The organism is Mycolicibacterium austroafricanum (assembly GCF_000612725.1).
In the GTDB taxonomy this organism is placed as follows: Bacteria; Actinomycetota; Actinomycetes; order Mycobacteriales; family Mycobacteriaceae; genus Mycobacterium; species Mycobacterium austroafricanum.
Genome location: NZ_HG964462.1, coordinates 99,300 through 122,868, shown reverse-complemented (window position 1 = coordinate 122,868; position 23,569 = coordinate 99,300). Strand labels below are relative to the sequence as shown.

The following is a 23,569-nucleotide window of genomic DNA, read 5'->3' as shown; positions in this document are numbered from 1 at the left end:
CCCGCTGGTAATCGGAGTTGCTCAGTATTCGCCCGTCCGTGGTCCACGTCAAGTCCGACCACTGCGGCTGCTGCCGGCGCGCCCTCCGCGCGACAACCCGCCACCCGGGATGCTCCCAGCCGTGCCGCGATCTTTTCAACGATGGTGTCAGAATTTGCCCAAACGGACACCTGTCGCCGACCATGCCGGCGGCCCACCATACTGTGGTGCCCGGCCCACGAGCTCACGACAGAGCCGGGATGACCTCACGCTCGAACAGTTCAATCCCGGAGCGGTCGTAGGCGGCCTCGGGGAAATAGCAGATCACGTATTCGCAACCCAGCTCGCGAAGGCGCCGCAGTGTGTCGATGAGCTGTTCGGGAGTTCCGCTGCCGGCCTCAGGGCTGCTCATCGAGTTCAGCATCGCGTCGGCCGCGGGCTCACCCGTGAGCGCACTGATCCGTGAGCGCACCCGCGCCAGCCGGTCCTTGACGTCGGACTCGGAGCTCCCGACGACTGCATTGATGTTCGCCGAGCGGACGATCTTGTCGAAATCGGTCCCGACGTCTCGGCAGTGCTCGGCGAGCACCTGCGACTTGTGCGCGAAACCTTCGGGCTCGGACGTGAAGTTGGTGTACTGCGCATACTTCGCCGCGATACGCAGCGTGACCTTCTCACCGCCGCCTGCGATCCACAGCGGGATTCCCGCCTGCTGCAGCGGCCGCGGAGCGACGATGGCCCCGTCGGCCTGGTAGTGCTTGCCGTCGAACGTCACCGTGCCGTCGCGCCAGGCGTCCCGCATGATCTGGACGCCCTCGTCGAGACGGGCCAATCGCACGCCGGCGGAGGGGAAGCCGTATCCGTATGCACGCCATTCGTGTTCGTACCAGCCGCCGCCGATACCCATCTGAATGCGTCCACCCGAGATGATGTCGGCGGTCGCGGCGACCTTGGCCAGGTAAACCGGGTTGCGGTAGCTCATGGCGGTACACATCTGGCCCAGCTTGATCCGCGAGGTGGTCGCGGCGTAGGCCGACATCAGTGACCACGCTTCGTGTGTCGCCTCCGCGGTGGGAACGGGGACGGTGTGGAAGTGGTCGTACACCCACAGCGAATCCCAGACGCCACCCTCGTCGACATACGACGCGAGATCGCGCATGACCTGCCATTGATCACGGGGTGCTATTCCGACCAGGTCCAACCGCCAGCCTTGCGGGACGAAGATTCCGAAGCGCATGCTCCCGACTCTATGCCTCGTCGCTTGCACCACCCGGTAGTCAGCGCCGATCAGTACGGTGCGAGTTATGGCCCTTTCCAAAGACGAACGTGAACAGTTCCTCGCCGAGCCCCACATTGCCGCACTGTCAGTCTCCGCAGGTGACGGACGCGGTCCGCTGACGGTTCCGATCTGGTACCAGTACACGCCTGGGGGTGATCTCTGGTTCACCACCGGCGCCGGATCCCGCAAGCACCAGCTGATCCAATCGAACGGCCACGTCTCGCTGATGGTGGACCGTGTGGAGCCCACGGTGCGCTACGTGGCCGTGGAGGGCCCGGTGCTGCGCATCGAGCCCGGCACCGACGCGCAGCTCGTCGAGATGACCAGGCGCTACCTCGCGCCAGAGAAGGTGGACGGCTATCTCGAATTCGCGAGGCGTGAACACGGCGAGAGCGTGGCGGTGTTCGTCAAACCTGCCCGTTGGTTGTCCGCCGATCTCGGTGCCGTGTAACCGTCAGTCCCCGGTGTGGCCGGTGTAGAGGGCGGCCACAGCCGGCAGGCTCACCTTCAGCGCCGGGTTGCGTGGCAGTTCCTCGACCGCCGCGAACGCGACGGGCACGTTGTAGACCGGAAGTGACTGTCGCACCAGCTCTCTGAGTTCGCCGTCGGACGGCGCAGCCGTGCCCGCGCTGACCTCGATGGCCGCGAAGGGCACCTGACCGAGACGCGCGTCGGGAACGCCCACCACACAGGCGTCGCGCACGTCGGGGTGTGTGATGAGAACCCGTCTGACGGCTTCGGGCAGCACCTTGAATCCGCCTCGGTTGATCGCGCCGTCGGCCCGCCCGTGCAAGGTGACGAAGCCGTCCTCGTCGATGCTCGCGATGTCAGTGGTGCGGATCCAGTCAGGCCCGATGGGGGCGACCTTGGCCTCCAACAGGCCCTGCTCGCCGACCGCCCTTTCACCTCCCGTCTCGGGATCGACGACCCTCAGTTCGGTGTCGGGCAGGGCTCGTCCGACACTGTTGCGCTTCGACTCTCCGTACTGCTGCAACAGCTCAGGTGTCCACGCGCACAGCGATCCCGCGAACTCGGTTGCCCCATAGGCCAACCGAATCGGAATTCCGTACTGCTGCTCGAACTCGTCGCGCGTCTCGGGATCCAGTGGCCCCGACGCGCTGATCAGGAACTCCAGCGACGCGAGATCCTCCTTGGGCACATCGGCATCCAGGAGCATCCGGATCACGGCCGGTTGCACCCCGCAGCGCGTCACCCGGTGCCGCCGCACGGCGTCCACCCAGCCGTCGACGGTGAAGCGTTCCAGCATCGCGATGCGACGTCCGTTGTAGAGGCCCGCGATCAACTGGCACACCCCGATACCGCCGAACTGCCAGTACGCGAACTCCGGTGGCGCGTCGCCGGATGCCTTCTCCCCGGCGGTCACGCTGAACACGGTGCGCTCCAGGACGTTGAACCTGATGGACTGCCGCTTGGGTGGCCCGGTGGTACCGCTGGTGAGGATCTTCAGCGCCACGCCGGGTTCGGACGGCGCGTGGCGCCGTGCGGTGTCACAACGTTCGAGGCCGACGACACCGGCCACCGTCGGGGCGGACAGTGAGATCGCCACGCCTGCCGAACCCACGCGCGCGGCGCCCGTAACTACCGGTTCCGTCCAGTCCTCGGGGTCGGCGATCACCGCGGCCAGATTCAGTTGTTCGATGTCGCGAGCGATCGCGTCCGGGGACTGGAACGAGTAGATCATCGCCACGGTGCGCCCGGCGGCCAGGAAGCCGGCGATCGCCGCGGCATGCTGCAGCCGATTGCGAACGATCAACCCGACCGGTGCATCACCGGTGACGCCGGCGCTGTGCAGCACGGAAGCAATCTGCGCGCCGTACGACATGACCTCGTCGCCGGAGTACCACCGCCCGTCGTACTCGATGCACGGCCGCTCACCGTATCCGTCCAGCGCTGCCGCGAACCTTTCGGTAAACCCTTCTGTCACGGTGTCATTGTCGGGCACTCCAGCCCCCAGTCGCGGGTGATCGGCCTATGAAGGACAGCTAGCCGACACTGACCGCCGCCCAGAAGTCGTCGAACCCGTCCTGAGCATCTGCGAGCTCGCGCTGAGACAGAAACACGGCCACCGAGCCGTCCGGGTGGACGTGGGCGGACGTTCCGGATCCGCCGGTCCAGCCCCAGCGGCCCGGCGCCATCCACGGCGACACCGCCTCGACGTCGACGGCGACGCCGAGCCCCCATGACACCCCCAGTCCGAGGATCGGCAGTCCCTGCATGCGCTGATCGACGGTCAACTGATCGGTCGTCATCAGCCGCACCGATTCGGGGTGCAGGACCGGCGCGCCTCCGTCGGCCATGGCCGAGAAGAAGCGCAGCAGGTCCGGAGCGGTGGACACCAGCCCACAGCTGAGGTCTTCGAACAGCGGGGGCCGGACAAAGGCGCCGTCGGGCAGTTCGATGTCTTCGACGCCGTCTCCCACCGGCCGGTACCGCGCGGGCAAACGATCCGCATCGGCCCAGAAGCCGGTATCGGCCATGCCGAGCGGCTGGGTCAGACGCTGAGCCAGCACGTCTCCCAGCGGCATACCGGCCGCGCGGGCAAGGAGCACGCTGAGCACCTTGACCGGGGTGTCGTAAAGCCATCCGGCGCCGGGCTGGAACGCCAGCGGCAGTTCGGCGAGCCGGCGGACGAACTCGTCGCCGGTCATCTGCGGGGGCACCGGTCCCGAGCCGATCTCACGTTCGTCGATTGCGGACTGCAGAGGGCAGTCCTGCAGCAGCACGCCCCAACCCGCCGTCATGGCCAGCAGGTGGAACACCGTTATCGGCCGGTCCGCGGGACCGGTGTCCGACAGCGGCCCGGTGACTTCGCGCAGCACTGCAGGCTCAGCGAATTCCGGTAACCACCGGCAGATCTCATCGTGCAGGCCGAGTACGCCGTCCTCGATCAGCGCCAGCGTGAGCGCGGCACCGACCGGCTTGCCCACCGACGTGATCCGGAACGGGGTGTCGCACAACATCGCCGGGGCGCCGGCGTCGAACGACAGTCGCCCGGAGGCGTGCACCTCCCCAATGCCGGCGCGGCGGACGGCCGCCACGTAACCCGGGATCCGGCCCGCGGTCACCTGCCGGTCGAGTTCCTGCCATATCTGCGAGGTGTTCACGTCGATGCTGACTATCCGCGACCGCGGAACTCAGCGCAAACGAAGGTGCCCCCGGCTCGCGAGCCGGGGGCACCTCATGACTTTCTGCTATCAGGACGTCAGCGACGCCGGCGGGTTGAACCGCTCGCCGTACTTGGCGGCCAGCTCCTTGGCGCGGGCCACGAAGGCTTCCTTGCCCACGCCCAGTTCACCCTGGTAACCGACGATGAACTGCGCCGACCCACCCGTGTACGGCGGGTAGCCGATCCCCATGATCGAGCCGATATTGGCATCGGCGGTCGAGGTGAGAACGCCCTCGTCGAGGCACTTCTGGGTTTCCAACGCCTCGGCGAACAGCATGCGGTCGATCATGTCCTGCAATGGAATACCGGCGTTGTCCGAGCCGAACGTCTCGGCCAGGCCCTCCCACAGGCCGACGCGCTTGCCGTCGACGTAAGAGTAGAAGCCGGCACCCTTGAGCCGCGAAGGACGACCGATCTCGATCATCTTGTTGACTACCAACTCGGCCGGGTGCGGTTCGTAGGTACCGCCGGCAGCCTCGGTCGCCTTGCGGGTCTCGTTGGCGATCTTCTGCATGAGCTCCAGGTTGAGTTCGTCCGAGAGCTGCAGCGGAGCCGCCGGGTAGCCGGCCTGCGAACCGGCCTGTTCGATGCTGGCCGCGGGCACACCCTCGCCCAGCATCGCCAGCGCCTCGTTGACGAAGGTGCCGATGACACGAGAGGTGAAGAAGCCGCGGCTGTCGTTGACCACGATCGGGGTCTTGCCGATGGCCAGGGTGTAGTCGAACACCCGGGCCAGCGCCTCGTCAGAAGTCTTCTCGCCCTTGATGATCTCCACCAGCGGCATCTTGTCGACGGGGCTGAAGAAGTGGATGCCGATGAAGTCCTCCTGGCGCTTCACCCCGGTCGCCAGACCGGTGATCGGCAGCGTGGAGGTGTTCGACCCCAGCAACGCATTCGGCTCGACGATGTCCTCGATCTCGCCGAACACCTTGTGCTTGAGTTCCTGGTTCTCGAAGACGGCCTCGATCACGAAGTCGACACCCTTGAGGTCCGCGGCATCGGCGGTCGGAGTGATCCGGGCCAGCAGCGCGTCGGACTTCTCTTTCGTGGTGCGACCCCGCTCGAGCGCCTTGGCCTCGATCTTCTCCGAGTACGCCTTGCCCTTCTGGGCGGCTTCGAGCGTGACGTCCTTGAGGACCACGTCGTAGCCGGCCTTGGCCGAGACGTAGGCGATGCCGGCGCCCATCATGCCCGCGCCCAGCACACCGATCTTCTTGATCTCCTGCTTGGCGATACCGTCCGGCCGCGACGCGCCGCCGTTGATGGCCTGCAGGTCGAGGAAGAACGCCTGGATCATGTTCTTGGCGGTCTGGCCGGTGACCAGAGTGACGAAGTACCGGCTCTCGATGCGGGTGGCGGTGTCGAAGTCGACCTGCGCGCCTTCGACAGCCGCGTCGAGGATGGCGCGCGGCGCCGGCATCGGCGCACCCTTGAGCTGCTTCTTCAGCAGCGCCGGGAACGACGGCAGGATCGACGCCAGGCCAGGGCTGCTCGGGGTGCCGCCGGGCATCTTGTAGCCCTTCTGGTCCCACGGCTGGGTGTGCGCCTCGGGATTGGCCTTGATCCATGCCTTGGCCGCCGGAATCAATTCCTCGACGCTGCCGACCAATTCGTCGACCAGCCCGATCTCCTTGGCCTTGCCCGGCTTGAAGCGGGTGCCCTGGCTCAGGATCTCCATGAAGGCCTTCTGAATGCCGAACATGCGGACGGTGCGGGCGACGCCGCCACCACCGGGCAGCAGGCCCAGGGTGACCTCGGGCAGGCCGATGACCACACCCTTGGTGTCGGCGGCGATGCGGTGATGACAGGCCAGCGCGATCTCCAGGCCGCCGCCGAGCGCCGCACCGTTGATCGCGGCCACCACCGGCTTGCCCAGGGTCTCCAGCTTGCGCAGGTCGGCCTTGATGAACTCCACCTCGGCGAACGACTCGGCGGCGTTGTCCGGTCCGACGTTCATCATGACCTTGAGGTCACCGCCGGCGAAGAACGTCTTCTTGGCGCTGGCGATCACCACACCGGTGATCGACTCCTTCTCTGCTACAAGTTTTTCCACGGCGTTGTGCATGGATTCCTTGTAGTGCTCGTTCATCACGTTGGCCGAACCGGTCGGGTCGTCCAGCGTCAGGGTGACGATGCCGTCGGCATCCTTGTCCCACTGAATAGTGTTCTCTGCCATGGTTTCTCAGGCTCCTCAGACTCGCTCGATGATGGTGGCCACGCCCATGCCGCCGCCGACACACAGCGTCATCAGCGCACGCTTCGCGCCACGACGCTCGAGCTCGTCGACCATGGTTCCGGTGATCATGGCGCCGGTGGCGCCCAGCGGGTGACCCATCGCGATGGCGCCACCGTTGACGTTGAGCTTCTCGTCCGGGATGTTCAGATCCTTCTGGAACTTGAGCACCACCGAGGCGAAGGCCTCGTTCAGTTCGAACAGGTCGATGTCGTCGACGGTCAGCCCGGCCCGGTCGAGCACCTTCTGGGTGGCCGGGGTCGGACCGGTCAGCATGATGACCGGATCGGCGCCGCTGGTCGCGGTGGCGACGATGCGCGCCCGCGGGGTCAGCCCCTGCGACTTGCCCGCGGCCTCGCTGCCGATGAGCAGCAGGGCGGCGCCGTCGACGATGCCCGAGCTGTTCCCGCCGGTGTGGACGTGGTTGATCTTCTCGACGAAGTGGTACTTCTGCAGCGCCACATCGTCGAAGCCGCCCATCGCGCCGATACCGTCGAACGCGGTCTTGAGCTTGCCCAGGCTCTCCACGGTGGAACCGGGACGCATGTGCTCGTCATGGTCCAGCACGACCAGGCCGTTCTGATCCTTGACCGGCACCACGGACTTGGCGAAGTAGCCGCCCGCCCAGGCTGCCGCGGCACGCTCCTGCGACCGCGCCGCGTAGGCGTCGACGTCCTCGCGGGAGAAGCCCTCGATGGTGGCGATCAGGTCCGCGCCGATGCCCTGTGGGACGAACCCGATCCGGTAGTTGGTCTCGGGATCGCCGGCCCAGGCGCCGCCGTCGGACCCCATCGGGACGCGGCTCATCGACTCCACGCCGCCGGCGAGCACCAGGTCGTCCCAGCCCGACCGCACCTTCTGGGCGCCCAGGTTGACCGCTTCCAGGCCGGAGGCGCAGAACCGGTTGAGCTGGAAGCCACCGGTGGTGTCCGGCAGGCCGGCCACCAGGCCGGCGGTGCGGGCGATGTCTCCGCCCTGGTCACCGACGGGCGAGACGCAACCCAGAATGAGGTCGCTGATCAGGTTCTCGTCGAGGTCAGGGAAGCGGACGCGCATCTCGTCGATCAGGCCGACGACAAGGTTGACCGGCTTGATCTCGTTCAGGGCGCCGTTTCTCTGCTTGCCGCGGGGGGTGCGGATCGCTTCGTAGATGAAGGCTTCTTCGGACATGTGTTCTCCAGGTCCTGTTCAGGGGTTTCGCGGATTCTCGACCCGCGGGGAGGCTGCTCCTCTGTGCGCGATGCTAGCAGCCTCGCCCAACCGCTTGGTTGGGGCAGTCTGGAGAAACGGTTGTAGGGCGAGCAGACACAGACTCGCACGATCCAGCCGCAGATCGTCCGCGTATGCGTCTGCTCGCGGTTCCGGCGTGCTAGTCCGGGGAGCCCTCGGTGTCGTCGAAGAACGACCACTCGCCGTCGTGCTCGACCTCCATGCGCCAGCCCAGCTCGGAGTTGTCGGCCTTCTGATCGACGAACCAGGCGTGCGCGTCGTCGGCGCTCTCGATGTCTTTGGTGTCGACGACGTCACCCCTGGGATTCAGAACGCGGTAGGTAGCCATGCGCGGGGTGTTCCCATGCTTGCGCGGTCACACACCTGACGTAACAGTTACGCCGACTGCGGCTCCGCAAGCTCATCGAGCGTCGGGTAGTCGATATAGCCGGCCGGCCCCGGGGCATAGAACGTCGCCACATCGGGTTCGTTGAGCTCGGCGCCTGAGGTCAGGCGTTGGACCAGGTCCGGGTTGGCGAGAAAGGCCCGCCCAACGGCGGCGGCGCTGATCACGCCCCAGGTGGCCAGGTTCTCCAGCTCCGCGAAGTCGGTATCGACGTCGCGCGGGGTGTTGAGCACCAACGTGCCCTCCCATTGCGTCCGGATCGCGGCGAATGCGGGAGCTGAGGGTTCACTGACCACATGCAGGTAGGCGATGTTCAGCGACGCGATGCGGCACAGAAGCAGTTCGTACGCGCTGATCTGGTCGACCTCGGTCATGTCCCCTGCGTTGTTCCCGGGCGAGATGCGCAGCCCGACGCGTTCCGGACCGATCTCGGCGGCGACGGCTTCGACGACTTCGGCGGTGAACCGGGCCCTGTTCTGCGGCGATCCGCCGTAGGCATCGGTGCGCTGGTTCACCACTTCGGAGAGGAACTCGTGGAGCAGATATCCATTGGCCGAATGGATTTCGACACCGTCCATACCGGCGTCGACGGCGCGCCGAGCGGCGGCACGGAACTGTCCGATGATTTCTGCGATCTCTGCGGCCGTCAGCGCGCGCGGCACGGGCAACTGCTTCTTCCCGGAGGGCGTGTGCGTCACCAGATCGGCGGCTATGGGCGACGGGCCCACATTCTCGAATCCACTGATCTCGGGGTGGGCCATGCGCCCGACGTGCCAAAGCTGGACGAACATCTTCCCGCCGGCGCCGTGTACCGCCGAGGCGATCTCGGCCCACGCCTCCTGCTGTCTGTCGGTGTACAGACCAGGGGTGTTCAGATATGCGCCGTTGGCCTGCTCACAGACGGCGGTAGCCTCGCTGATGATCAGACCGGCTTCGGCGCGCTGCGCGTAGTACTGGGCGGCCAGCGACGACGGCGTGCCGTCCGCGTCGGCGCGTGATCTGGTCAACGGCGCCATGAAGATTCGGTTCTCGGCAGTGACGCCACCGACCTGGATGGGTTTCAGCAGAGCGGAGCCTGCGCCGAGGGTGAAAGCCATGTCGCAATCAGCACCCGTCGATCCGGATTCATTCCCGGCATTCGTGTCGACGACGCATTCCTGCGCGCCGGGGGCACATGCCCGACGACATCGGAGTAGCGCACCACGGGAGCCCACCCCGTTAGGCTTCGACACCGTGACGGTGCGACGCCTACAGCCTTACGCGGTGACCATCTTCGCCGAGATGTCGGCGTTGGCAGCCCGGGTCGGCGCGGTGAACCTCGGGCAGGGATTCCCCGACGAAGACGGACCCCCGGCGATGCTCAAGGCCGCGGAGAACGCCATCGCCGAGGGAGTCAACCAGTACCCGCCAGGCCTGGGCATCGCGCCGCTGCGTCAGGCCATCGCCGATCAGCGCAGGCGGCGTTACGGAAGCGAATACGACCCGGACACCGAGGTGCTCGTCACCGTCGGCGCCACCGAGGCCATCGCCGCGGCGATCCTCGGTCTCGTGGAACCCGACTCCGAGGTTCTGCTGATCGAACCCTTCTACGACTCGTACTCCCCCGTCATCGCGATGGCCGGATGCCACCGGCGCGCGGTCCCGATGGTTCGTGACGGTCGGGGTTTCGCGATCGACGTCGAGGGACTGCGGCGCGCGGTGACCCCGAAGACGCGGGCGTTGATCCTCAACTCACCACACAATCCCACCGGTTCGGTGGCCAGCGACGACGAACTTCGCGCCGTGGCAGAGCTTGCCATCTCGGCCGACCTGCTGGTGATCACCGACGAGGTCTACGAACATCTGGTCTTCGACGGCAGGCGACACCGGCCACTGGCCGATTATCCGGGCATGGCCGGACGCACGATCACCATTTCCAGCGCGGGCAAGATGTTCAACGTCACCGGATGGAAGATCGGGTGGGCCTGCGGGCCAAGCGATCTCATCGCCGGCGTACGTGCGGCCAAGCAGTACCTCAGTTATGTCGGCGGTGCGCCGTTCCAGCCTGCGGTCGCACACGCGCTGGCCACCGAGGACGCGTGGGTGGACGCGCTGTGCGCGTCCTTCCAGTCCCGGCGGGACAGGCTCGGTTCGGCGTTGAGCGACATCGGCTTCGAGGTGCACGACAGTTTCGGGACGTACTTCCTGTGCGTCGATCCCCGTCCGCTGGGATTCACCGACAGCGCGGCGTTCTGCGCGGAGTTGCCCGAGAGAGTCGGGGTGGCGGCGATCCCGATGTCGGCGTTCTGCGACCCTGCGGCCGGGCACGCAGAGGAGTGGAAACACCTGGTGCGCTTCGCCTTCTGCAAACGCGAGGACACCCTGGACGAGGCGATCCGGCGACTCCGGGCCTTACCGCGTTCCCGCTAGGTGCCGGCGTCGCGCAGCGCCAGCTCCCGTAGCCCGGTCGTGGCCGCGTCGAGCACACCACCGCACGCCCGTCGGATAAGGAACTCGGGAATCGGCACCACAGGCTCGACGGTGATGTCGATGCGCACCCGGGTGCACTCGCCGTGGTCGTCGGAGCTCAGCCGGTACTCCACGTGTTGCGCGTACTGCTGCGACGTCGGCTGCGCGTCCCACACCAACCAATCCGGGCCCCAACGGTATTCGAGGATCTCGGTGTCGACCAGACCGAGCAGCCGGATCTTGACCCGAACATGGTGGGGCCGACCGTCCGGATAGCGGTCCATCACCTCGGCACGCTTGTGCATCGACGAGTACGACGGCAACGCGCCGACATCGGCCAGCGCCTCCATGACTGCGTCCCGCGGCGCCTCGATGAGAACCTCGCGCGACGCCCGAATCGCCACGAACGCCGCTACTCCGCGCCGGCCAGGACGCGTTGGCGCAGGTTCTGCAGCGCGATATCGAGCACCATCTTCTTGGCGCGCTTGACCAGGAACCCGGGGTACGGCGCCGCCAGGTCGAGAAGCAGGTCGAAACGAACCCGGGTTCGCTGCTCCCCCACCGACGTCAGGTTGTACTCACCGTGCTGGCAGCGCTGCCGCGACGTCCGCTCGGCGTCCCACACCACCCAGTCGTCGCCCCAGTGGTACTCCAGGAATTCCTTGTCGGTCAGCCCCATGATCTTGACGGTCGCCTTGACGTGGTGCGGGCGACCGTCGGGATAGCGATCCACGACCTCGGCGTCCTTGTGCAGTGAGGACCACGAAGCCACCGCCTCGATATCGGCCAGGGCGTCGAGGATCGCCTCCGGTGGAGCCTCGATCACCACCTCGCTGGAAGCGCGCACGGCCATACCGGCAAATACTAGTCACCCAACCGGCCTCGCGGAGCGCATTTTGCAGCTAACGTCTATGACCAAGCGGTCCGGACGACCGGCGCTGCCTGCTGCGCCGGATCGGCGCCTTCCACGGTGTGGCGGTTCAGCCCTTGATGACCTTCAGCACCTGTTTGCGCAGGCCTTCGGTGGCGGTCTCGACGCCGCCCTTGATGGTGCGCTTGATGATGAAACCGGGCAGCGGGACGGACAGGTCGATCGCGATGTCGAACTTCACCTTGGTCTTGTCGCCGGCGGGTGTGAGCGTGTAACCGGCATCCTGGGCCTTGAGCTGGGTGGCCGAGACCAGCGTCCAGCTGACTTCGTTGTCACCCCAGGTGTATTCGATGACCTGCTCGTCGGTCAGGCCGGCGGCCTTGACCGTCATCCTGACCTGTTTGGGCCTGCCATTGTCGTAGCGATCAAGGATCTCTGCCTTCTGGTACTGGGGCGACCAGGTGGGCGTCGCTTCGACGTCGGCTATGACGTCGAGGATCTGCTCGGGTGTTGCTTCGATCACGACCTCGCGGGAATCCTTGGTTGCCATGGCGCGACCATAGACCACCGACGTAGCCATTCGGATCGAGAGCCCCGGACTGTCGTCGTAGGCTCGCGGTCGTGAGCGACGCCCCGGACGGCATGGTTGATCCCACGGTTCCGCCTAGCGGCACCGGTTGCGTCGAGTGTGACGCGGACGGGGGCTGGTGGGTGCATCTGCGACGGTGCGCCGCGTGCGGCCACATCGGTTGCTGCGATGACTCCCTGGAGAGGCACGCGTCGGCGCACTGGCGCGCCACCGGCCATCCCGTCATCCGCTCGTTCGAGCCTGGCGAGGACTGGTTCTGGAATTTCGACACCGGCGCGTACTACGACGGACCCGAACTCGCCGCGCCGCAGAGCCGACCGGCCGACGAGACGGCGCCGGGGCCGCGCGGCCGGGTCCCGTCGGACTGGATGGCCCAGCTGCAGGCCCGCCGCGGCTGAATGAATCGCCGCCGGCCGGGGTAACCCAGGGCCGTGACTAAAGAGAAGCCGAAGACCACCGAGACCGATGCGGGCTCCGAGCACGCCGATGACGACGTGGTCAGCGATCCGTCGAAGGGAACCGAGGATCGGGTCGATTGGTCCGACGAGGGCGGTGCGACCGAGAGCGGCCCCGCGACCTGACGTCAGGTCCGGTCGGCGAGCACCTGCTGGGCGGCGTTGTATCCCGGGATGAATGTGATACCAGGCCCGCCGTGGCAGCCGGCACTGGCCAGATAGAGCCCGTCGACCGGAATCGGTTGATCCGCATAGCCTTTCGGTCCAGGACGGTTGGGTCCCATCTGCTCCGGGTGGATGAGGCCGTGGCAGTAGTCGCCGCCGGGCGCACCGAACATCGTGCCCATGTGCTTGGGCGTGAACGTGGTGTGCCGCAGCATCAGGCTCTCGAAGTCGGGGGCGAGCCGGGTGATCTTGTCGATCACACGCTGCCCCATCTCGGCTTTCATCTCCCCGTAACTCGCGCGCTCCTCGGACAGCGGGAACCACAGCGCAAAGGCCGACACCGCGTGCTTGCCCGGCGGCGCCAGACCGGGGTCGTTCGCCGACGGGATCTGCAGCGCGATGGCCGGATCGGCGGGTACCACACCGCGGCGGGAATCCTCCCATTGCTGCTGCAGTTCCTCGGGAGTGGTGAAAATGCCTATGGCCGACTGATACCCGGGATCGTTGAGCATCTCGTACGGTTCGGCGAACGTCGGCGCCCCGTCCAGCGCGAAGTGCATCTGCAGATAACTGCCGCGGTGATCTATGCGCGAGAAGCGTTCCCGCACGTCCGGCGGGACGGCGCCCCCGTCGACGAGCGTGTTCACGGTGAGGTCGGGCGCGACGGCCGAGACCACCATCGGGGCCGCCAGCGTCGACCCGTCCTCCAGTCGGACGCCCGCCACCCGGCCGTCCTCGACGATGATCTCGTCGACCTTGCTGCGCAGCCGGAGTTCCCCGCCGGCCGCGCTGAACATCTGCAGCAGGTGCTCGGTCACCGCACCCATGCCGCCGCGGAACTTCTTGATCAGAGTGGCGTTCTCGTCGGGCACCGCCAGCCCGAAGGCCAGGGCGGCGGCGCTGCCCGGTGTGGCCGGGCCGCGGTAGGTGGTGTTGACCGCGAGGAAGGCCAGCATGCCGCGCAGCGCGCCGTGCTTCTCGCGGTCTGGCAGGTACCGGTCGAGCACGTCGGTGACCGACCCGAACAACATGTCTGAGATGGCCTGCCGCTCGAATTCATTGGTGGCACAGGCGAACATCTCGTCGAGCGACTTCGGCCGCTGCGCCGCGTCGAACCGACCCAGCGCCCGGGTCGGCGCCTGACACCAGGCCATCAGCCCGGCCATGCCGTTGACCGCTTCCGCCCCGTGAACCTCGTTGAGATGGGTCAGCAGCTTCATCGGATCGGTGTAGTAGACGAGGGGGTCGTCGCCGATGCCGCGAAGTTGCACCGACATCACGTCGAGGTCGACCGTGGGCAGCTCCGCCAGCCCGAGGGCATCACTGACCACCGCCGAGGTGGGCACCTGTACGGAACCGGCGATCTCGAACCTGAAGCCGTCGAAGAGCTCTACGGTCGAGGCCATCCCACCGGCATAAAGCTTGGCGTCCAGGCACAGAGTGCGCAGCCCCGCCCGTTGCAGCAGCGCCGCAGCCGTCAGTCCATTGTGCCCAGCCCCCACGACTATCGCGTCGAAGTCCGCCATCGGCCGAGGCTGTCACGACGGGCGATGTTTTGTCAATATTGACAAAACATTCATCCGACCGGGTCCTCGATCCCGGAACGCAACAGCGTCAGCGCCTGCCGGCACAGCCGGTCCAGTTCGGGCAGCGAGCGGTCCTCGCCGAGCATCCACACCTCCATGGCGCCGAACACCGCCGCCGCGATACACCGCGCTGTCACGGTGGTGCGCATCCGCTCGTCGGTGCCGGGGGCCGCCGCGCCGGCCGCTGCCATGTGCTGCTCGACCGCTTCGGCGAAATCGGCCTCGACCTGGCGGATGTGCCGCACGATGCGGCCGGTGTCGAGTTCCTTGGCTCGCATCGCGGCGATCTTGGTGACCGCCCAGTCCTCGTACGGCGAGGCCATGATCGCCGACTGCACCGACTCGAAGATCGACTCCTCCGGCGAGCGCGCGGCGAGAGCGGACCGAAACCAGTGCAGTCCCGCGTCGTAGTCGGCGAACAACAGGTCGTGCTTGGAAGCGAAGTGGCGGTAGAACGTTCGCAGCGACACCCCGGCGTCGGCGGCGATCTGCTCGGCAGAGGTGTCCTCGACGCCCTGGGCCAGGAAGCGCACCACGGCGGCCTGCCGGAGCGCTTCGCGGGTGCGCTCACTGCGTGCCGTCTGGGCAGGTCGGACCATGTGCGTAAGGTACCGCAGCATGCCCCCCGGGTGGCGGCACCGGACCCCTCGGCCGCTTGATCGGGCAGCCGACCTCACGCAGGATGTAGCCGGGGGGCTCATGTGAAAGTTCATCACCTCAACTGTGGAACGATACGGCCGACGGGGGTCGGCACGATGGTCTGCCATGTACTGCTCGTCGAATCCGCGGACGGACTGGTGCTCGTCGACACGGGTTTCGGCACCCATGACTGCGAGGACCCGAACCGCTTCGGGCGCATCAGAAGCCGGTTCATCCGGCCCAATTTCGACCGCGGCGAGACCGCACTGAACCAGATCAGACAACTCGGATTCCGGCGCTCGGACGTCCGTCACGTTGTGGTGACGCACTTCGATGCCGACCACATCGGCGGCCTGGCGGACTTCCCCGATGCGCTTGTTCACGTCACGACCACAGAAGCGTTCGGCGCCATGCGATCCCCCTCGATTCAGGAGCGGATTCGCTTCCGCCCCCCACAGTGGGCACACGGGCCGAGGATCGTCGAGCACGACATCGACGGCGAGGCGTGGCGCGGTTTCGCAGCGGCCAAGGAGCTCACCGAAATCGGGCCGGGCTTCGTCCTCATCTCACTGCCGGGCCACACCCGCGGCCACGCATGCGTGGCCGTCGACGCCGGACACCGCTGGCTGCTGCACGCCGGTGACTCCTTCTATCACCCTGGCACTCTCGCGGGCGCCCCGCCGGTGCCGAAGTGGACGGCCCGGCTGGAGATGCTGGTGGCCTCGGACAAGCAGAAGGTGAAACAGAATCACGTCCGGCTCGCCGAGCTGTACCGTCGCCAGGACCCCGATCTGATGATCCTGTGCTCCCACGATGTCACACTCTACGAACAGGCCAGGGCCACCGCGCAGACGTGAGATCGCCGCCGATTGTCAACCTGCGCAGCGGTTTTCGCAGCGCGATCGTCAGCGCGCGGGCGGACTCAGCAGGGCGATCGACGCCTCGACCGCTTCGTCGGTGACGTCGCTCATCCGGCCGCCCTCCTCCACCGTGCTGGCGGTGAGTTCACGCAGGCCGCCGAGCAGCATGATGATCCGGCGCCGCGAGAAGGGGCCGACACCCGCAGCGCGGAACTCGTCGGTGGCGCCGAGTGCGCCGACCATGTCGACGAAGTGCTCCATCGCCTCGCGCTGCAGCCCGCGGGCGGCGGCGCCGAGGGCGGGCACGTCACGGATCCAGCTCAGCATCAGCGCCGAGCGCGCCTCCCCCGACGAGATCCACGCCTCGATGGCCTGCCTGACCTGTTTCTGCCACGGTGCGCTCGGGTCGACCGCCGCGTAGATCTGCCGGATCTGGTCGGCATTGGCGTCCGACAGCAGTGCGACGAAACATGCCTCCCTGCTGTCGAAATGCTCATAGAAGGTCCGTCGGGACGTCTTGGCTCTGCGCACGATGTCGGCCACCGTGGTCCTGGCGTAGCCGTCCTCGGCGATCGACGCCTCCAACGCGTCGAGCAGCCGTTGCCGGAAATCGTTCATGTCACCAGAGATGCTTGCACGCTCAGCGGCAGTAGTTGCGGGTGGCGTGGTCGACGGCCTGCCGGTAGAGCGGGTCGAGCCCACGCTGCGCGGCGACCGTCGCCTTGGCCTGGTCGAGTTCGGCCCGGCACGTCGGCGCATGCAGCTTGTCCCACTCGTCGGCCATCAGCGTGACCATCTCGCGGTTGAGGGCGTCGATGATCCCGCGCGACGACGCCAGATCGGGTGCGTCGACCGGCGCCGTGGCGGGGTCGAATTTCCATTGCGCCAGCCGGCTGTACTCGATCGCCACGGTGGCGTCGATCTGGTCCCGGAACGCCGTCGTCACGTAGGCCGGGTCCAGATCCAGGGCTGTGGCCTCGGCGGACACCGCATCGAGGACCTGTTGTTCACGCACCGGGTCCTCGATCAGCCCGCCGGTGTGGAACTTGTTGGCGGCGATGGGCTCGGCGACCTGCAGCCGCCGGGTGGCGGCGTCCACGAGGTCGACCAGGGTGGTTTGGGGCTGTGCCGCAGCGGCCGGGGCGAACAACGGCAGCAGCGCTGCCATTGCGACGGCCGGGGCACAGAGGCGGATCATCGCCAATCATCATCCACGGGCGGAGCCCCTCGGCCAAGCCGGGGGGTGAAGTGGCCAGGGCCGGGATCGAACCGGCGACCTTCCGCTTTTCAGGCGGACGCTCGTACCAACTGAGCTACCTGGCCGGACGGCACCGGCCACTCTGTTGTGAGTGCCATCGCCGTGATGGCGACCCTGACGGGACTCGAACCCGCGACCTCCGCCGTGACAGGGCGGCGCGCTAACCAACTGCGCCACAGGGCCTTGCTTTCCTGCTGTGCTCCGCGTCTCCGCGTTGCGTACCCCCAACGGGATTCGAACCCGTGCTACCGCCGTGAAAGGGCGGCGTCCTAGGCCACTAGACGATGGGGGCCTATTCCGAATCTCTCCGGGGTGTTCACAACGTTCATGCCGTTGGGAGCTTCGATAGCTTAGGGTACGGACACCCAAATCCTCAAACGAGCAGCATGTCGTATCCTTTCGGGGGTCAGAAACCACCCGAAGCCCCTATAGCTCAGTTGGTAGAGCTACGGACTTTTAATCCGCAGGTCCTAGGTTCGAGTCCTAGTGGGGGCACAACGCAGTTCGACAGGCGCTCCGCGTCAGCGGAAGTAGACCTCGTCACCGTCGGGGTATCCGCCGCCGGTCGTCGTCACGTGCACGTGGTCGTAATGGCCGTAGCCGCCGGCCTTCGCGCCTCCCGGCGTGTAGTACGCGCCCCGCCAGATCGCGTCCTGGATGCCGAAGCGCTCGGCGTTCGCCATCACGTACGCGACGATCTGGTTGCCCAGCGCGATACCGGCCTGTGAGGTCGGGTTCGGGATCATCACGTCCAGCGCCAGACCGTTGGGATGCCAGCGCAGAGCGTCCTGCCGCACCCCGCCGATGTTGTTGATCTCCGGGAAGACCGCGCTGATGCTGCGGGCGGTCAGGATGGTGCGCACCTGCAGACCGTTCTCCGGGGCCACCCCTGCCGGCAGCGTGCGGCTCACCACACGCCAGCGGGACGCGGACACCAGCGACGCCGGCTCGACGTCGGCGACACCGTCGTCGGTCAACCGGGCGGGCCCGGGTCCGGACGCCGGCGCGGCCACGACCTCGACGCAGCACGGCACGGACTGTTCCTCGACGGGTGCGGGCGCCGGTGCGGCGACGGGCTCTTCCTCGACGGCGACCCGGATCGCACTCGTGTCGGCCTTGACCGCGAGGAACACCGCTGCCGGGGCAAGCGCCGAGACCACGTACACCGAGGGGTTACGCCGCTTCTTGGCGATGGAGTGCCGACCCACGCCCAGCAACATAACGAAAGATCGCGCAAAATACAGCACTGATCATGAAAACTGAACTCGACGCGCAGATCGTTACCGCACCGGGATAAACCGGTTAGCGAACATATATCTGCTGGTCAAAGCGGCAATTCCGGCTAGACCACCACGAGCAGCGCGGCGAGCACAAAAACTGCCAACAACGCCGCGGCGGCGAGCACCACGCCGGTGCGTTGCGGCCGTTGCGCCGGACCGTCCAGACACGCCAGCATCTGATCGGCGGTGGCGAACCGCCAGCGCGGATCGCGCGCCATCGACCGCTCGATCGTGGTGGCGAGGGCCGGGTCGACATCGGGGCGCAGCGTCGCAACGGGCGCGAGATGACCCGCCGCGATCGCATCGGCCAATGCCGTGAGGTTTTCCTGCGGATAGGCGCGACGCGCCGTCAGCGCCTCGTAGGCGACCACTCCGAGCGCGTAGAGATCGTCGCTGGGCGTCGCCGGTCGCCCCGCGATGCGGTCGGCGGGTAGGTATGCCATCGTCCCGAACACCCGATTGGTCAGCGTCTGCGGCGTATCGGCGCTCTTGGCGACACCGAAGTCCGCGATTTTCACGCCCCCGAAATGGGTGAACAGAATGTTGGCCGGCTTGATGTCGCGGTGCAGGACGCCGCTGGTGTGCGCGGCACGCAGCGCCGAGAGCACGTCACGCATGATCGCGCGCACGTGGTCGACGGGCAGCGGTCCGTGATGAGCGAGCACGTCGGCCAGGCTCTGGCCGGGCAGGCGTTCCAGCACGATGTAGTGCCTGCCGTCGTGCACACCACTGTCGTGGACGGCGACGACATGCGGGTGGTTCAACGCGGCGGCCGCGCGCGCCTCGATCGCGAACCGGCGCCTGGTGTCGGGGTGCGCGCTCACCGACGGGTAGAGCAGCTTGACCGCGACCGGACGCCCCAGCCGTTTGTCCCAGGCGTCGCGCACCTCGGCCATCCCGCCGCGACCCAGAACGCCCCGCAATTCGTAGCGACCGCCAATGAGCTCCGGCGCCTGCATGTTTCCAAGCTAGCCCGTCTGTGCCGAACGCAAACGTGACGCGCGGGCGCGCATCCGCGACGGCTGTCAGACCTTCGGGCTGTAGTAGTGCGGGTTGTCGCGGTACTCGACGGGCGGAAGGTTGCGGGCGGGAGTCTCGACCAAGGGCGCGTCGGCAGGCAACCGACCGAAGGCCCGGTCCATGGCCGACCGCTTCCTGGGGTGCATCGTCACCCGGTCGGGCAGCAGCCTGGTCGCCAGGTGCAGCATGTTGCCGACCCGCCGGTGCAGCCACTCCTGGCGCGGCGACCACGTGAAGCCCATCAGCTCGCGGATCGGGGGGTCGTAGAGCCCGACGGTCATGAAGAGCAGGAAGCGCTGCATGACCTTCAGGTTCTGCTTCCAGAGCCAGTCCGGGACCCATTCCAGCGACGGATGCTTGGGCATCGTGGACAGGTCGAGCACCTCACGGGTGGCCCAGTTGTTCTCCAACACGTTGGTGCACATGTGGTCCCAGTACTCCTGGAAGTCCTCCCAGGTCTTGGGGACGGGCCGCATGCTCATGCCGTACATCCGGTACCAGGTGACGTGCTCGTCGAACAGCTGGCGCCGCTGGTCCTCGGTGAGCCCGCCGTGGAACCGCTCGGCGGCCAGCAGCGTCGACTTGAAGAACGTCGCGTGGGCCCAGTAGAAGACGTCGGGGTTCAGCGCGCTGTACCGGCGGCCCTGGTCGTCGACCCCGGTGAGACCGATGTGGTAGTCGCGGACCTGGGCGCCGGTCTTGGGAGCCCGGTCGCCGTCGAACACCACGCCGCCGATCGGATAGATCGACCGCAGCAGCCGCGGCATCCGCTCCATGAAGAAGATGGAGTGGTCCTTCACCGCCGCGCCCAGCTGCGGATGCATGTTCTGCATCGACCCGGCCCACGGCCCCTGGAACAGGCCGGTCCACTGGCCGAAGTACTTCCAGGTCAGAGAGTCCGGTCCGAGCGGCTGCGGCACGGAGTCGTATCCGCCCGACGTCACCGGACAACCGGCCGCCACCGGCACGGAATCGGCCGCCGACCCGCTGGTGAGTGGGTCCGCCTCAGACGTATCTTGAGTCACTGGTGCTCTTCCCCTGATGAATTCGCGCCGCACGGTATTTTGACTACATGCGTTGTCACTGAGTGAGCTTAGGAGGGTCGTGCCGTCGGGTCAACGACGCGGTAGATGGTCGGGCGTTCCGCTGCAGGACCGCCAGGCCCTGCGTCGCGACGAACTGATCACCGCCGGCATCAGCCTGCTGGGCAGTCCGGGCGGGCCCCACCTGACCGTGCGCGCCGTGTGCAAGGCGGCCGGCCTCACCGAGCGGTACTTCTACGAGAGCTTCACCGACCGCGACGAATACGTCGCAGCCGTCTACGACAACGTCTGCACCGCGGCGATGTCGGCGCTGATGAAATCGGACAGCATGCGCGATGCGGTCGAACGGTTCGTGGCGCTGATGATCGACGACCCGGCCCGCGGTCGGGTACTCCTCCTCGCCCCCGAGGTCGAACCGGTGCTGGCGCGCTCAGGCGCGCGGTGGATGCCCAACTTCATCGATCTGCTGCAGCGCAACCTGACCCAGATCAGCGATCCGACCACCCAGGCGATGGTTGCCACGGGGCTGATCGGGGCACTCACTGCGTTGTTCACGGCCTATCTGGACGGTCGGTTGGGCGCCACCCGGGAGCGGTTCATCGACCACTGTGCTGAGCTACTGCTCAGCAGGGCCGTGACCTAAAAGAGCCCTTCACCTCGGCGGAGTGGCGGCGCGGCGACTTGAATGTCACCGAGTTACACAGATATATTGACTGCAACCATCAGGTACAGATAACTGGGAGGTGTCGTGTCGAAAGACCTGACCGACCTGCAACTGCTGACCGAACTCGAGCCCGTCGTGGAGCCCCTGATCAACCGCCATATGCGGATGACCAAGGACTGGAACCCGCACGACTACATCCCGTGGTCGGACGGCAAGAACTACTACGCACTCGGCGGCCAGGACTGGGACCCCGAGCAGGCGAAGCTGTCCGAGGTCGCCCGGGTCGCGATGATGGTGAACCTGCTCACCGAGGACAACCTGCCGTCCTACCACCGCGAGATCGCGATGAACTTCACCATGGACGGGCCGTGGGGCTTCTGGGTCAACCGGTGGACCGCCGAGGAGAACCGGCACGGCATCGCGCTGCGCGACTACCTCGTCGTCACCCGCAACGTCGACCCCGTCGAGCTGGAGATGCTTCGCCTCGAGCAGATGACACGCGGGTTCAGCCCGGGCCAGAACGAGCAGATCGAGGCCGACCTGTTCGCCGACAGCCTGTTCGATTCGGTGATCTACGTGACGTTCCAGGAGCTCGCCACCCGGGTGTCGCACCGCAATACCGGCAAGGCCTGCGAGGAGCCCGTCGCCGATCAGCTGCTGCAGCGCGTCTCGGCCGACGAGAACCTACACATGATCTTCTACCGCGACGTGTCCGAAGCCGGCTTCGAGATCGCCCCCGACCAGGCGATGAAGTCGCTGCACAAGGTGCTGCGCAACTTCAAGATGCCCGGCTACACCATCCCGGACTTCCGGCGCCGCGCCGTCACCATCGCCTCCGGCGGCGTGTACGACCCGCGAATTCACCTCGAGGACATCGTGATGCCCGTGCTCAAGAAGTGGCGCATCTTCGAGCGTGAGGATTTCAACGGCGAGAGCGCGCGCCTGCGCGACGACCTCGGCCTGCTCGTCGAGGAGCTGCAGGAGGCCGTCGACAAGTTCGAGGTCGCCAAGCAGCGTCGCGAGGAGCGTCTGCGGCAGATGGCCGAGAAGAAGGCCGCCAAAAATCTGCTGGTGGGATCATCAGCCTCGTAACAGACACCCCAGGACCGGCCCGATCTGCATTGCGGATCGGGCCGATCGCGTTGCACAGTCCAGTCGTGCTCGCGCCCATGGCAGGTGTGACGAACGTCGCATTCCGCACGTTGTGCCGTGAACTGGAACTCAGCCGCGCAGGCACCGTCAGCGGGCTGTACGTGTGCGAGATGGTGACCGCCCGTGCCCTCGTCGAGCGCCACCCGGTCACCATGCACATGACGACGTTCGCGCCGGAGGAATCGCCGCGCTCGCTGCAGCTCTACACCGTCGACCCGGCCAACACCTACGCCGCGGCCAAGATGATCGTCGACGAGAACCTGGCCGACCACATCGACATGAATTTCGGCTGCCCCGTGCCCAAGGTCACCCGGCGCGGTGGCGGCGCGGCACTGCCCTACAAGCGCCGGCTTTTCGGCCAGATCATCAGGGCCGCAGTGGCGGCGACCGAGGGCACCGATATTCCCGTCACCGTGAAGTTCCGGATCGGGATCGACGACGCCCATCACACCCACCTCGACGCCGGGCGCATCGCGGCCGACGAGGGGGCCGCAGCGGTCGCGCTGCATGCCCGCACCGCGGCCCAGCGCTACTCGGGCAGCGCGGACTGGGAGCAGATCGCCGCGCTGAAAGCCCACGTCACGAATATTCCGGTGCTCGGGAACGGTGATATCTTCGACGCTCGTGACGCGCTGGCCATGATGGCCGCGACAGGCTGCGACGGTGTCGTGATCGGCCGGGGCTGCCTGGGACGGCCGTGGCTGTTCGCCGAGCTGTCCGCCGCGTTCAACGGCACAGCACCGGCGACCCCGCCGACCCTCGGCGAGGTCGCGCAGATCATCCGCAGGCACGGCGAGCTTCTCGCTGCGCACTTTGGAGAGGACAAGGGCATGCGGGACATCCGCAAGCACGTGGCGTGGTACATGCACGGATTCCCCGCCGGGGCAGACCTCCGTAGGTCGCTGGCACTGGTCAAGACGATTTCCGAGCTCGACGACCTGCTCGATCAGCTCGACCCGGACGTGCCGTTCCCCGCCGCGGCCAACGGTCCGCGGGGCAGGCAGGGCTCTGCCGCGTCGGTGACGCTGCCCGAAGGGTGGCTCGACGATCCGGACGACTGCACGGTGCCCGCCGGGGCCGACGTGATGCATTCGGGAGGCTGAGGAGATCCGAGACTGTTCCGAGATGGTTCTGACACCAAGGTTCGGGTGGATGTCTCTCGGTACGTCTCAGTACGATAGTGGGATCAAACAGCTCGTCTCCGGTGGCGGAGTCGGGGCCAGTGCTTTATGACAGTGAGCAGGCA

The 23,569-nt window shown here is 66.9% G+C and carries 25 protein-coding genes and 4 tRNA genes; 9 read left to right on the top strand and 20 right to left on the bottom strand.

Going from position 1 to position 23,569, the window contains the following annotated elements:
* Positions 1-223 precede the first annotated feature (223 nt).
* Entirely contained in the window at positions 224-1,216 is a 993-nt protein-coding gene (locus tag BN976_RS31180; protein ID WP_011782203.1) for an LLM class F420-dependent oxidoreductase, read from the bottom strand.
* A 67-nt stretch (positions 1,217-1,283) separates the two neighbouring features.
* On the opposite strand from BN976_RS31180, the gene BN976_RS31175 reads away from it, so the two are divergent.
* Positions 1,284-1,709: a pyridoxamine 5'-phosphate oxidase family protein gene (locus BN976_RS31175; protein WP_036377490.1), complete on the top strand. Its 426-nt coding sequence runs from the start codon at positions 1,284-1,286 to the stop codon at positions 1,707-1,709.
* Positions 1,710-1,712: 3 nt separating this feature from the next.
* On the opposite strand, the gene BN976_RS31170 is transcribed toward BN976_RS31175, so the two are convergent.
* The 6 genes from BN976_RS31170 to BN976_RS31145 all read right to left on the bottom strand — a co-directional run bounded on the left by BN976_RS31170 (position 1,713) and on the right by BN976_RS31145 (position 9,390).
* Complete coding sequence (locus BN976_RS31170) at positions 1,713-3,203, bottom strand: class I adenylate-forming enzyme family protein (RefSeq protein ID WP_234935364.1); 1,491 nt, start codon at positions 3,201-3,203, stop codon at positions 1,713-1,715.
* A 58-nt stretch (positions 3,204-3,261) separates the two neighbouring features.
* Positions 3,262-4,383, bottom strand: coding sequence for a serine hydrolase domain-containing protein (locus BN976_RS31165; protein WP_051558671.1), 1,122 nt, complete (start codon positions 4,381-4,383; stop codon positions 3,262-3,264).
* A gap of 90 nt (positions 4,384-4,473) precedes the next feature.
* Entirely contained in the window at positions 4,474-6,621 is a 2,148-nt protein-coding gene (locus BN976_RS31160; protein WP_036377484.1) for a 3-hydroxyacyl-CoA dehydrogenase NAD-binding domain-containing protein, read from the bottom strand.
* Positions 6,622-6,636: 15 nt separating this feature from the next.
* A complete protein-coding gene (locus BN976_RS31155) occupies positions 6,637-7,848 on the bottom strand; it encodes an acetyl-CoA C-acetyltransferase (protein WP_011782208.1) in 1,212 nt (403 codons plus the stop codon).
* Positions 7,849-8,047: 199 nt separating this feature from the next.
* Positions 8,048-8,236, bottom strand: a complete 189-nt coding sequence (locus tag BN976_RS31150) for a hypothetical protein (protein WP_011782209.1) — start codon at positions 8,234-8,236, stop codon at positions 8,048-8,050.
* Between the two features lie 47 nt (positions 8,237-8,283).
* Positions 8,284-9,390, bottom strand: coding sequence for an alkene reductase (locus BN976_RS31145; RefSeq protein ID WP_036377480.1), 1,107 nt, complete (start codon positions 9,388-9,390; stop codon positions 8,284-8,286).
* Positions 9,391-9,526: 136 nt separating this feature from the next.
* Here BN976_RS31145 and BN976_RS31140 point away from each other — a divergent pair, with 136 nt between their 5' ends.
* Positions 9,527-10,702 (top strand): pyridoxal phosphate-dependent aminotransferase, encoded by a 1,176-nt coding sequence (locus BN976_RS31140; protein WP_036377477.1) that lies wholly within the window; start codon positions 9,527-9,529, stop codon positions 10,700-10,702.
* Here BN976_RS31140 and BN976_RS31135 read toward each other — a convergent pair.
* The 3 genes from BN976_RS31135 to BN976_RS31125 form a co-directional block, all read right to left on the bottom strand.
* The gene (locus BN976_RS31135) at positions 10,699-11,145 is read right to left on the bottom strand and encodes an SRPBCC family protein (protein ID WP_011782212.1); all 447 of its coding nucleotides are present in this window, start codon (positions 11,143-11,145) and stop codon (positions 10,699-10,701) included. The genes BN976_RS31140 and BN976_RS31135 overlap by 4 nt on opposite strands.
* An 8-nt stretch (positions 11,146-11,153) precedes the next feature.
* Positions 11,154-11,594 carry an SRPBCC family protein gene (locus tag BN976_RS31130; RefSeq protein ID WP_011782213.1) on the bottom strand — a complete coding sequence of 147 codons (441 nt, stop codon included), beginning with the start codon at positions 11,592-11,594 and terminating at the stop codon, positions 11,154-11,156.
* 127 nt (positions 11,595-11,721) lie between these two features.
* Positions 11,722-12,162, bottom strand: coding sequence for an SRPBCC family protein (locus tag BN976_RS31125; RefSeq protein ID WP_036377474.1), 441 nt, complete (start codon positions 12,160-12,162; stop codon positions 11,722-11,724).
* Positions 12,163-12,254: 92 nt separating this feature from the next.
* On the opposite strand from BN976_RS31125, the gene BN976_RS31120 reads away from it, so the two are divergent.
* Both BN976_RS31120 and BN976_RS34150 read left to right on the top strand, forming a co-directional pair.
* On the top strand, positions 12,255-12,599 hold the full coding sequence (locus tag BN976_RS31120; RefSeq protein ID WP_275995831.1) for a UBP-type zinc finger domain-containing protein: 345 nt from the start codon (positions 12,255-12,257) through the stop codon (positions 12,597-12,599).
* 33 nt (positions 12,600-12,632) lie between these two features.
* Entirely contained in the window at positions 12,633-12,782 is a 150-nt protein-coding gene (locus BN976_RS34150) for a hypothetical protein (protein ID WP_011782216.1), read from the top strand.
* A gap of 2 nt (positions 12,783-12,784) precedes the next feature.
* On the opposite strand, the gene BN976_RS31115 is transcribed toward BN976_RS34150, so the two are convergent.
* Together BN976_RS31115 and BN976_RS31110 are read right to left on the bottom strand one after the other, a co-directional pair.
* Positions 12,785-14,347 carry a phytoene desaturase family protein gene (locus BN976_RS31115; RefSeq protein WP_036377471.1) on the bottom strand — a complete coding sequence of 521 codons (1,563 nt, stop codon included), beginning with the start codon at positions 14,345-14,347 and terminating at the stop codon, positions 12,785-12,787.
* 50 nt (positions 14,348-14,397) lie between these two features.
* Positions 14,398-15,006, bottom strand: coding sequence for a TetR/AcrR family transcriptional regulator (locus BN976_RS31110; protein WP_011782218.1), 609 nt, complete (start codon positions 15,004-15,006; stop codon positions 14,398-14,400).
* A 102-nt stretch (positions 15,007-15,108) separates the two neighbouring features.
* Here BN976_RS31110 and BN976_RS31105 point away from each other — a divergent pair, with 102 nt between their 5' ends.
* Positions 15,109-15,903 carry an MBL fold metallo-hydrolase gene (locus BN976_RS31105; protein ID WP_036377468.1) on the top strand — a complete coding sequence of 265 codons (795 nt, stop codon included), beginning with the start codon at positions 15,109-15,111 and terminating at the stop codon, positions 15,901-15,903.
* A 48-nt stretch (positions 15,904-15,951) separates the two neighbouring features.
* Here the strand turns inward: BN976_RS31105 and BN976_RS31100 are convergent, their stop codons facing one another.
* The 5 genes from BN976_RS31100 to BN976_RS31080 form a co-directional block, all read right to left on the bottom strand.
* On the bottom strand, positions 15,952-16,524 hold the full coding sequence (locus BN976_RS31100; RefSeq protein WP_011782220.1) for a TetR/AcrR family transcriptional regulator: 573 nt from the start codon (positions 16,522-16,524) through the stop codon (positions 15,952-15,954).
* A 22-nt stretch (positions 16,525-16,546) separates the two neighbouring features.
* Complete coding sequence (locus tag BN976_RS31095) at positions 16,547-17,104, bottom strand: chorismate mutase (RefSeq protein WP_036377464.1); 558 nt, start codon at positions 17,102-17,104, stop codon at positions 16,547-16,549.
* A gap of 51 nt (positions 17,105-17,155) precedes the next feature.
* A tRNA-Phe gene (locus BN976_RS31090) sits at positions 17,156-17,229 on the bottom strand.
* Positions 17,230-17,270: 41 nt separating this feature from the next.
* A tRNA-Asp gene (locus BN976_RS31085) sits at positions 17,271-17,347 on the bottom strand.
* Between the two features lie 36 nt (positions 17,348-17,383).
* A tRNA-Glu gene (locus tag BN976_RS31080) sits at positions 17,384-17,456 on the bottom strand.
* 130 nt (positions 17,457-17,586) lie between these two features.
* On the opposite strand from BN976_RS31080, the gene BN976_RS31075 reads away from it, so the two are divergent.
* A tRNA-Lys gene (locus BN976_RS31075) sits at positions 17,587-17,659 on the top strand.
* Between the two features lie 26 nt (positions 17,660-17,685).
* On the opposite strand, the gene BN976_RS31070 is transcribed toward BN976_RS31075, so the two are convergent.
* From BN976_RS31070 to BN976_RS31060, 3 genes are all read right to left on the bottom strand, one after another.
* On the bottom strand, positions 17,686-18,384 hold the full coding sequence (locus tag BN976_RS31070) for a VldE C-terminal domain-containing protein (protein ID WP_036377462.1): 699 nt from the start codon (positions 18,382-18,384) through the stop codon (positions 17,686-17,688).
* Between the two features lie 122 nt (positions 18,385-18,506).
* Positions 18,507-19,403 carry a serine/threonine-protein kinase gene (locus tag BN976_RS31065; RefSeq protein ID WP_011782223.1) on the bottom strand — a complete coding sequence of 299 codons (897 nt, stop codon included), beginning with the start codon at positions 19,401-19,403 and terminating at the stop codon, positions 18,507-18,509.
* Between the two features lie 66 nt (positions 19,404-19,469).
* Positions 19,470-20,489 (bottom strand): oxygenase MpaB family protein, encoded by a 1,020-nt coding sequence (locus BN976_RS31060; protein ID WP_011782224.1) that lies wholly within the window; start codon positions 20,487-20,489, stop codon positions 19,470-19,472.
* Between the two features lie 79 nt (positions 20,490-20,568).
* On the opposite strand from BN976_RS31060, the gene BN976_RS31055 reads away from it, so the two are divergent.
* From BN976_RS31055 to dusB, 3 genes are all read left to right on the top strand, one after another.
* Positions 20,569-21,150: a TetR/AcrR family transcriptional regulator gene (locus BN976_RS31055; protein WP_036377460.1), complete on the top strand. Its 582-nt coding sequence runs from the start codon at positions 20,569-20,571 to the stop codon at positions 21,148-21,150.
* A 105-nt stretch (positions 21,151-21,255) separates the two neighbouring features.
* Positions 21,256-22,263 carry an acyl-ACP desaturase gene (locus BN976_RS31050; RefSeq protein WP_011782226.1) on the top strand — a complete coding sequence of 336 codons (1,008 nt, stop codon included), beginning with the start codon at positions 21,256-21,258 and terminating at the stop codon, positions 22,261-22,263.
* A 29-nt stretch (positions 22,264-22,292) separates the two neighbouring features.
* Entirely contained in the window at positions 22,293-23,426 is a 1,134-nt protein-coding gene (dusB, locus tag BN976_RS31045; RefSeq protein ID WP_011782227.1) for a tRNA dihydrouridine synthase DusB, read from the top strand.
* Positions 23,427-23,569: the final 143 nt, after the last annotated feature.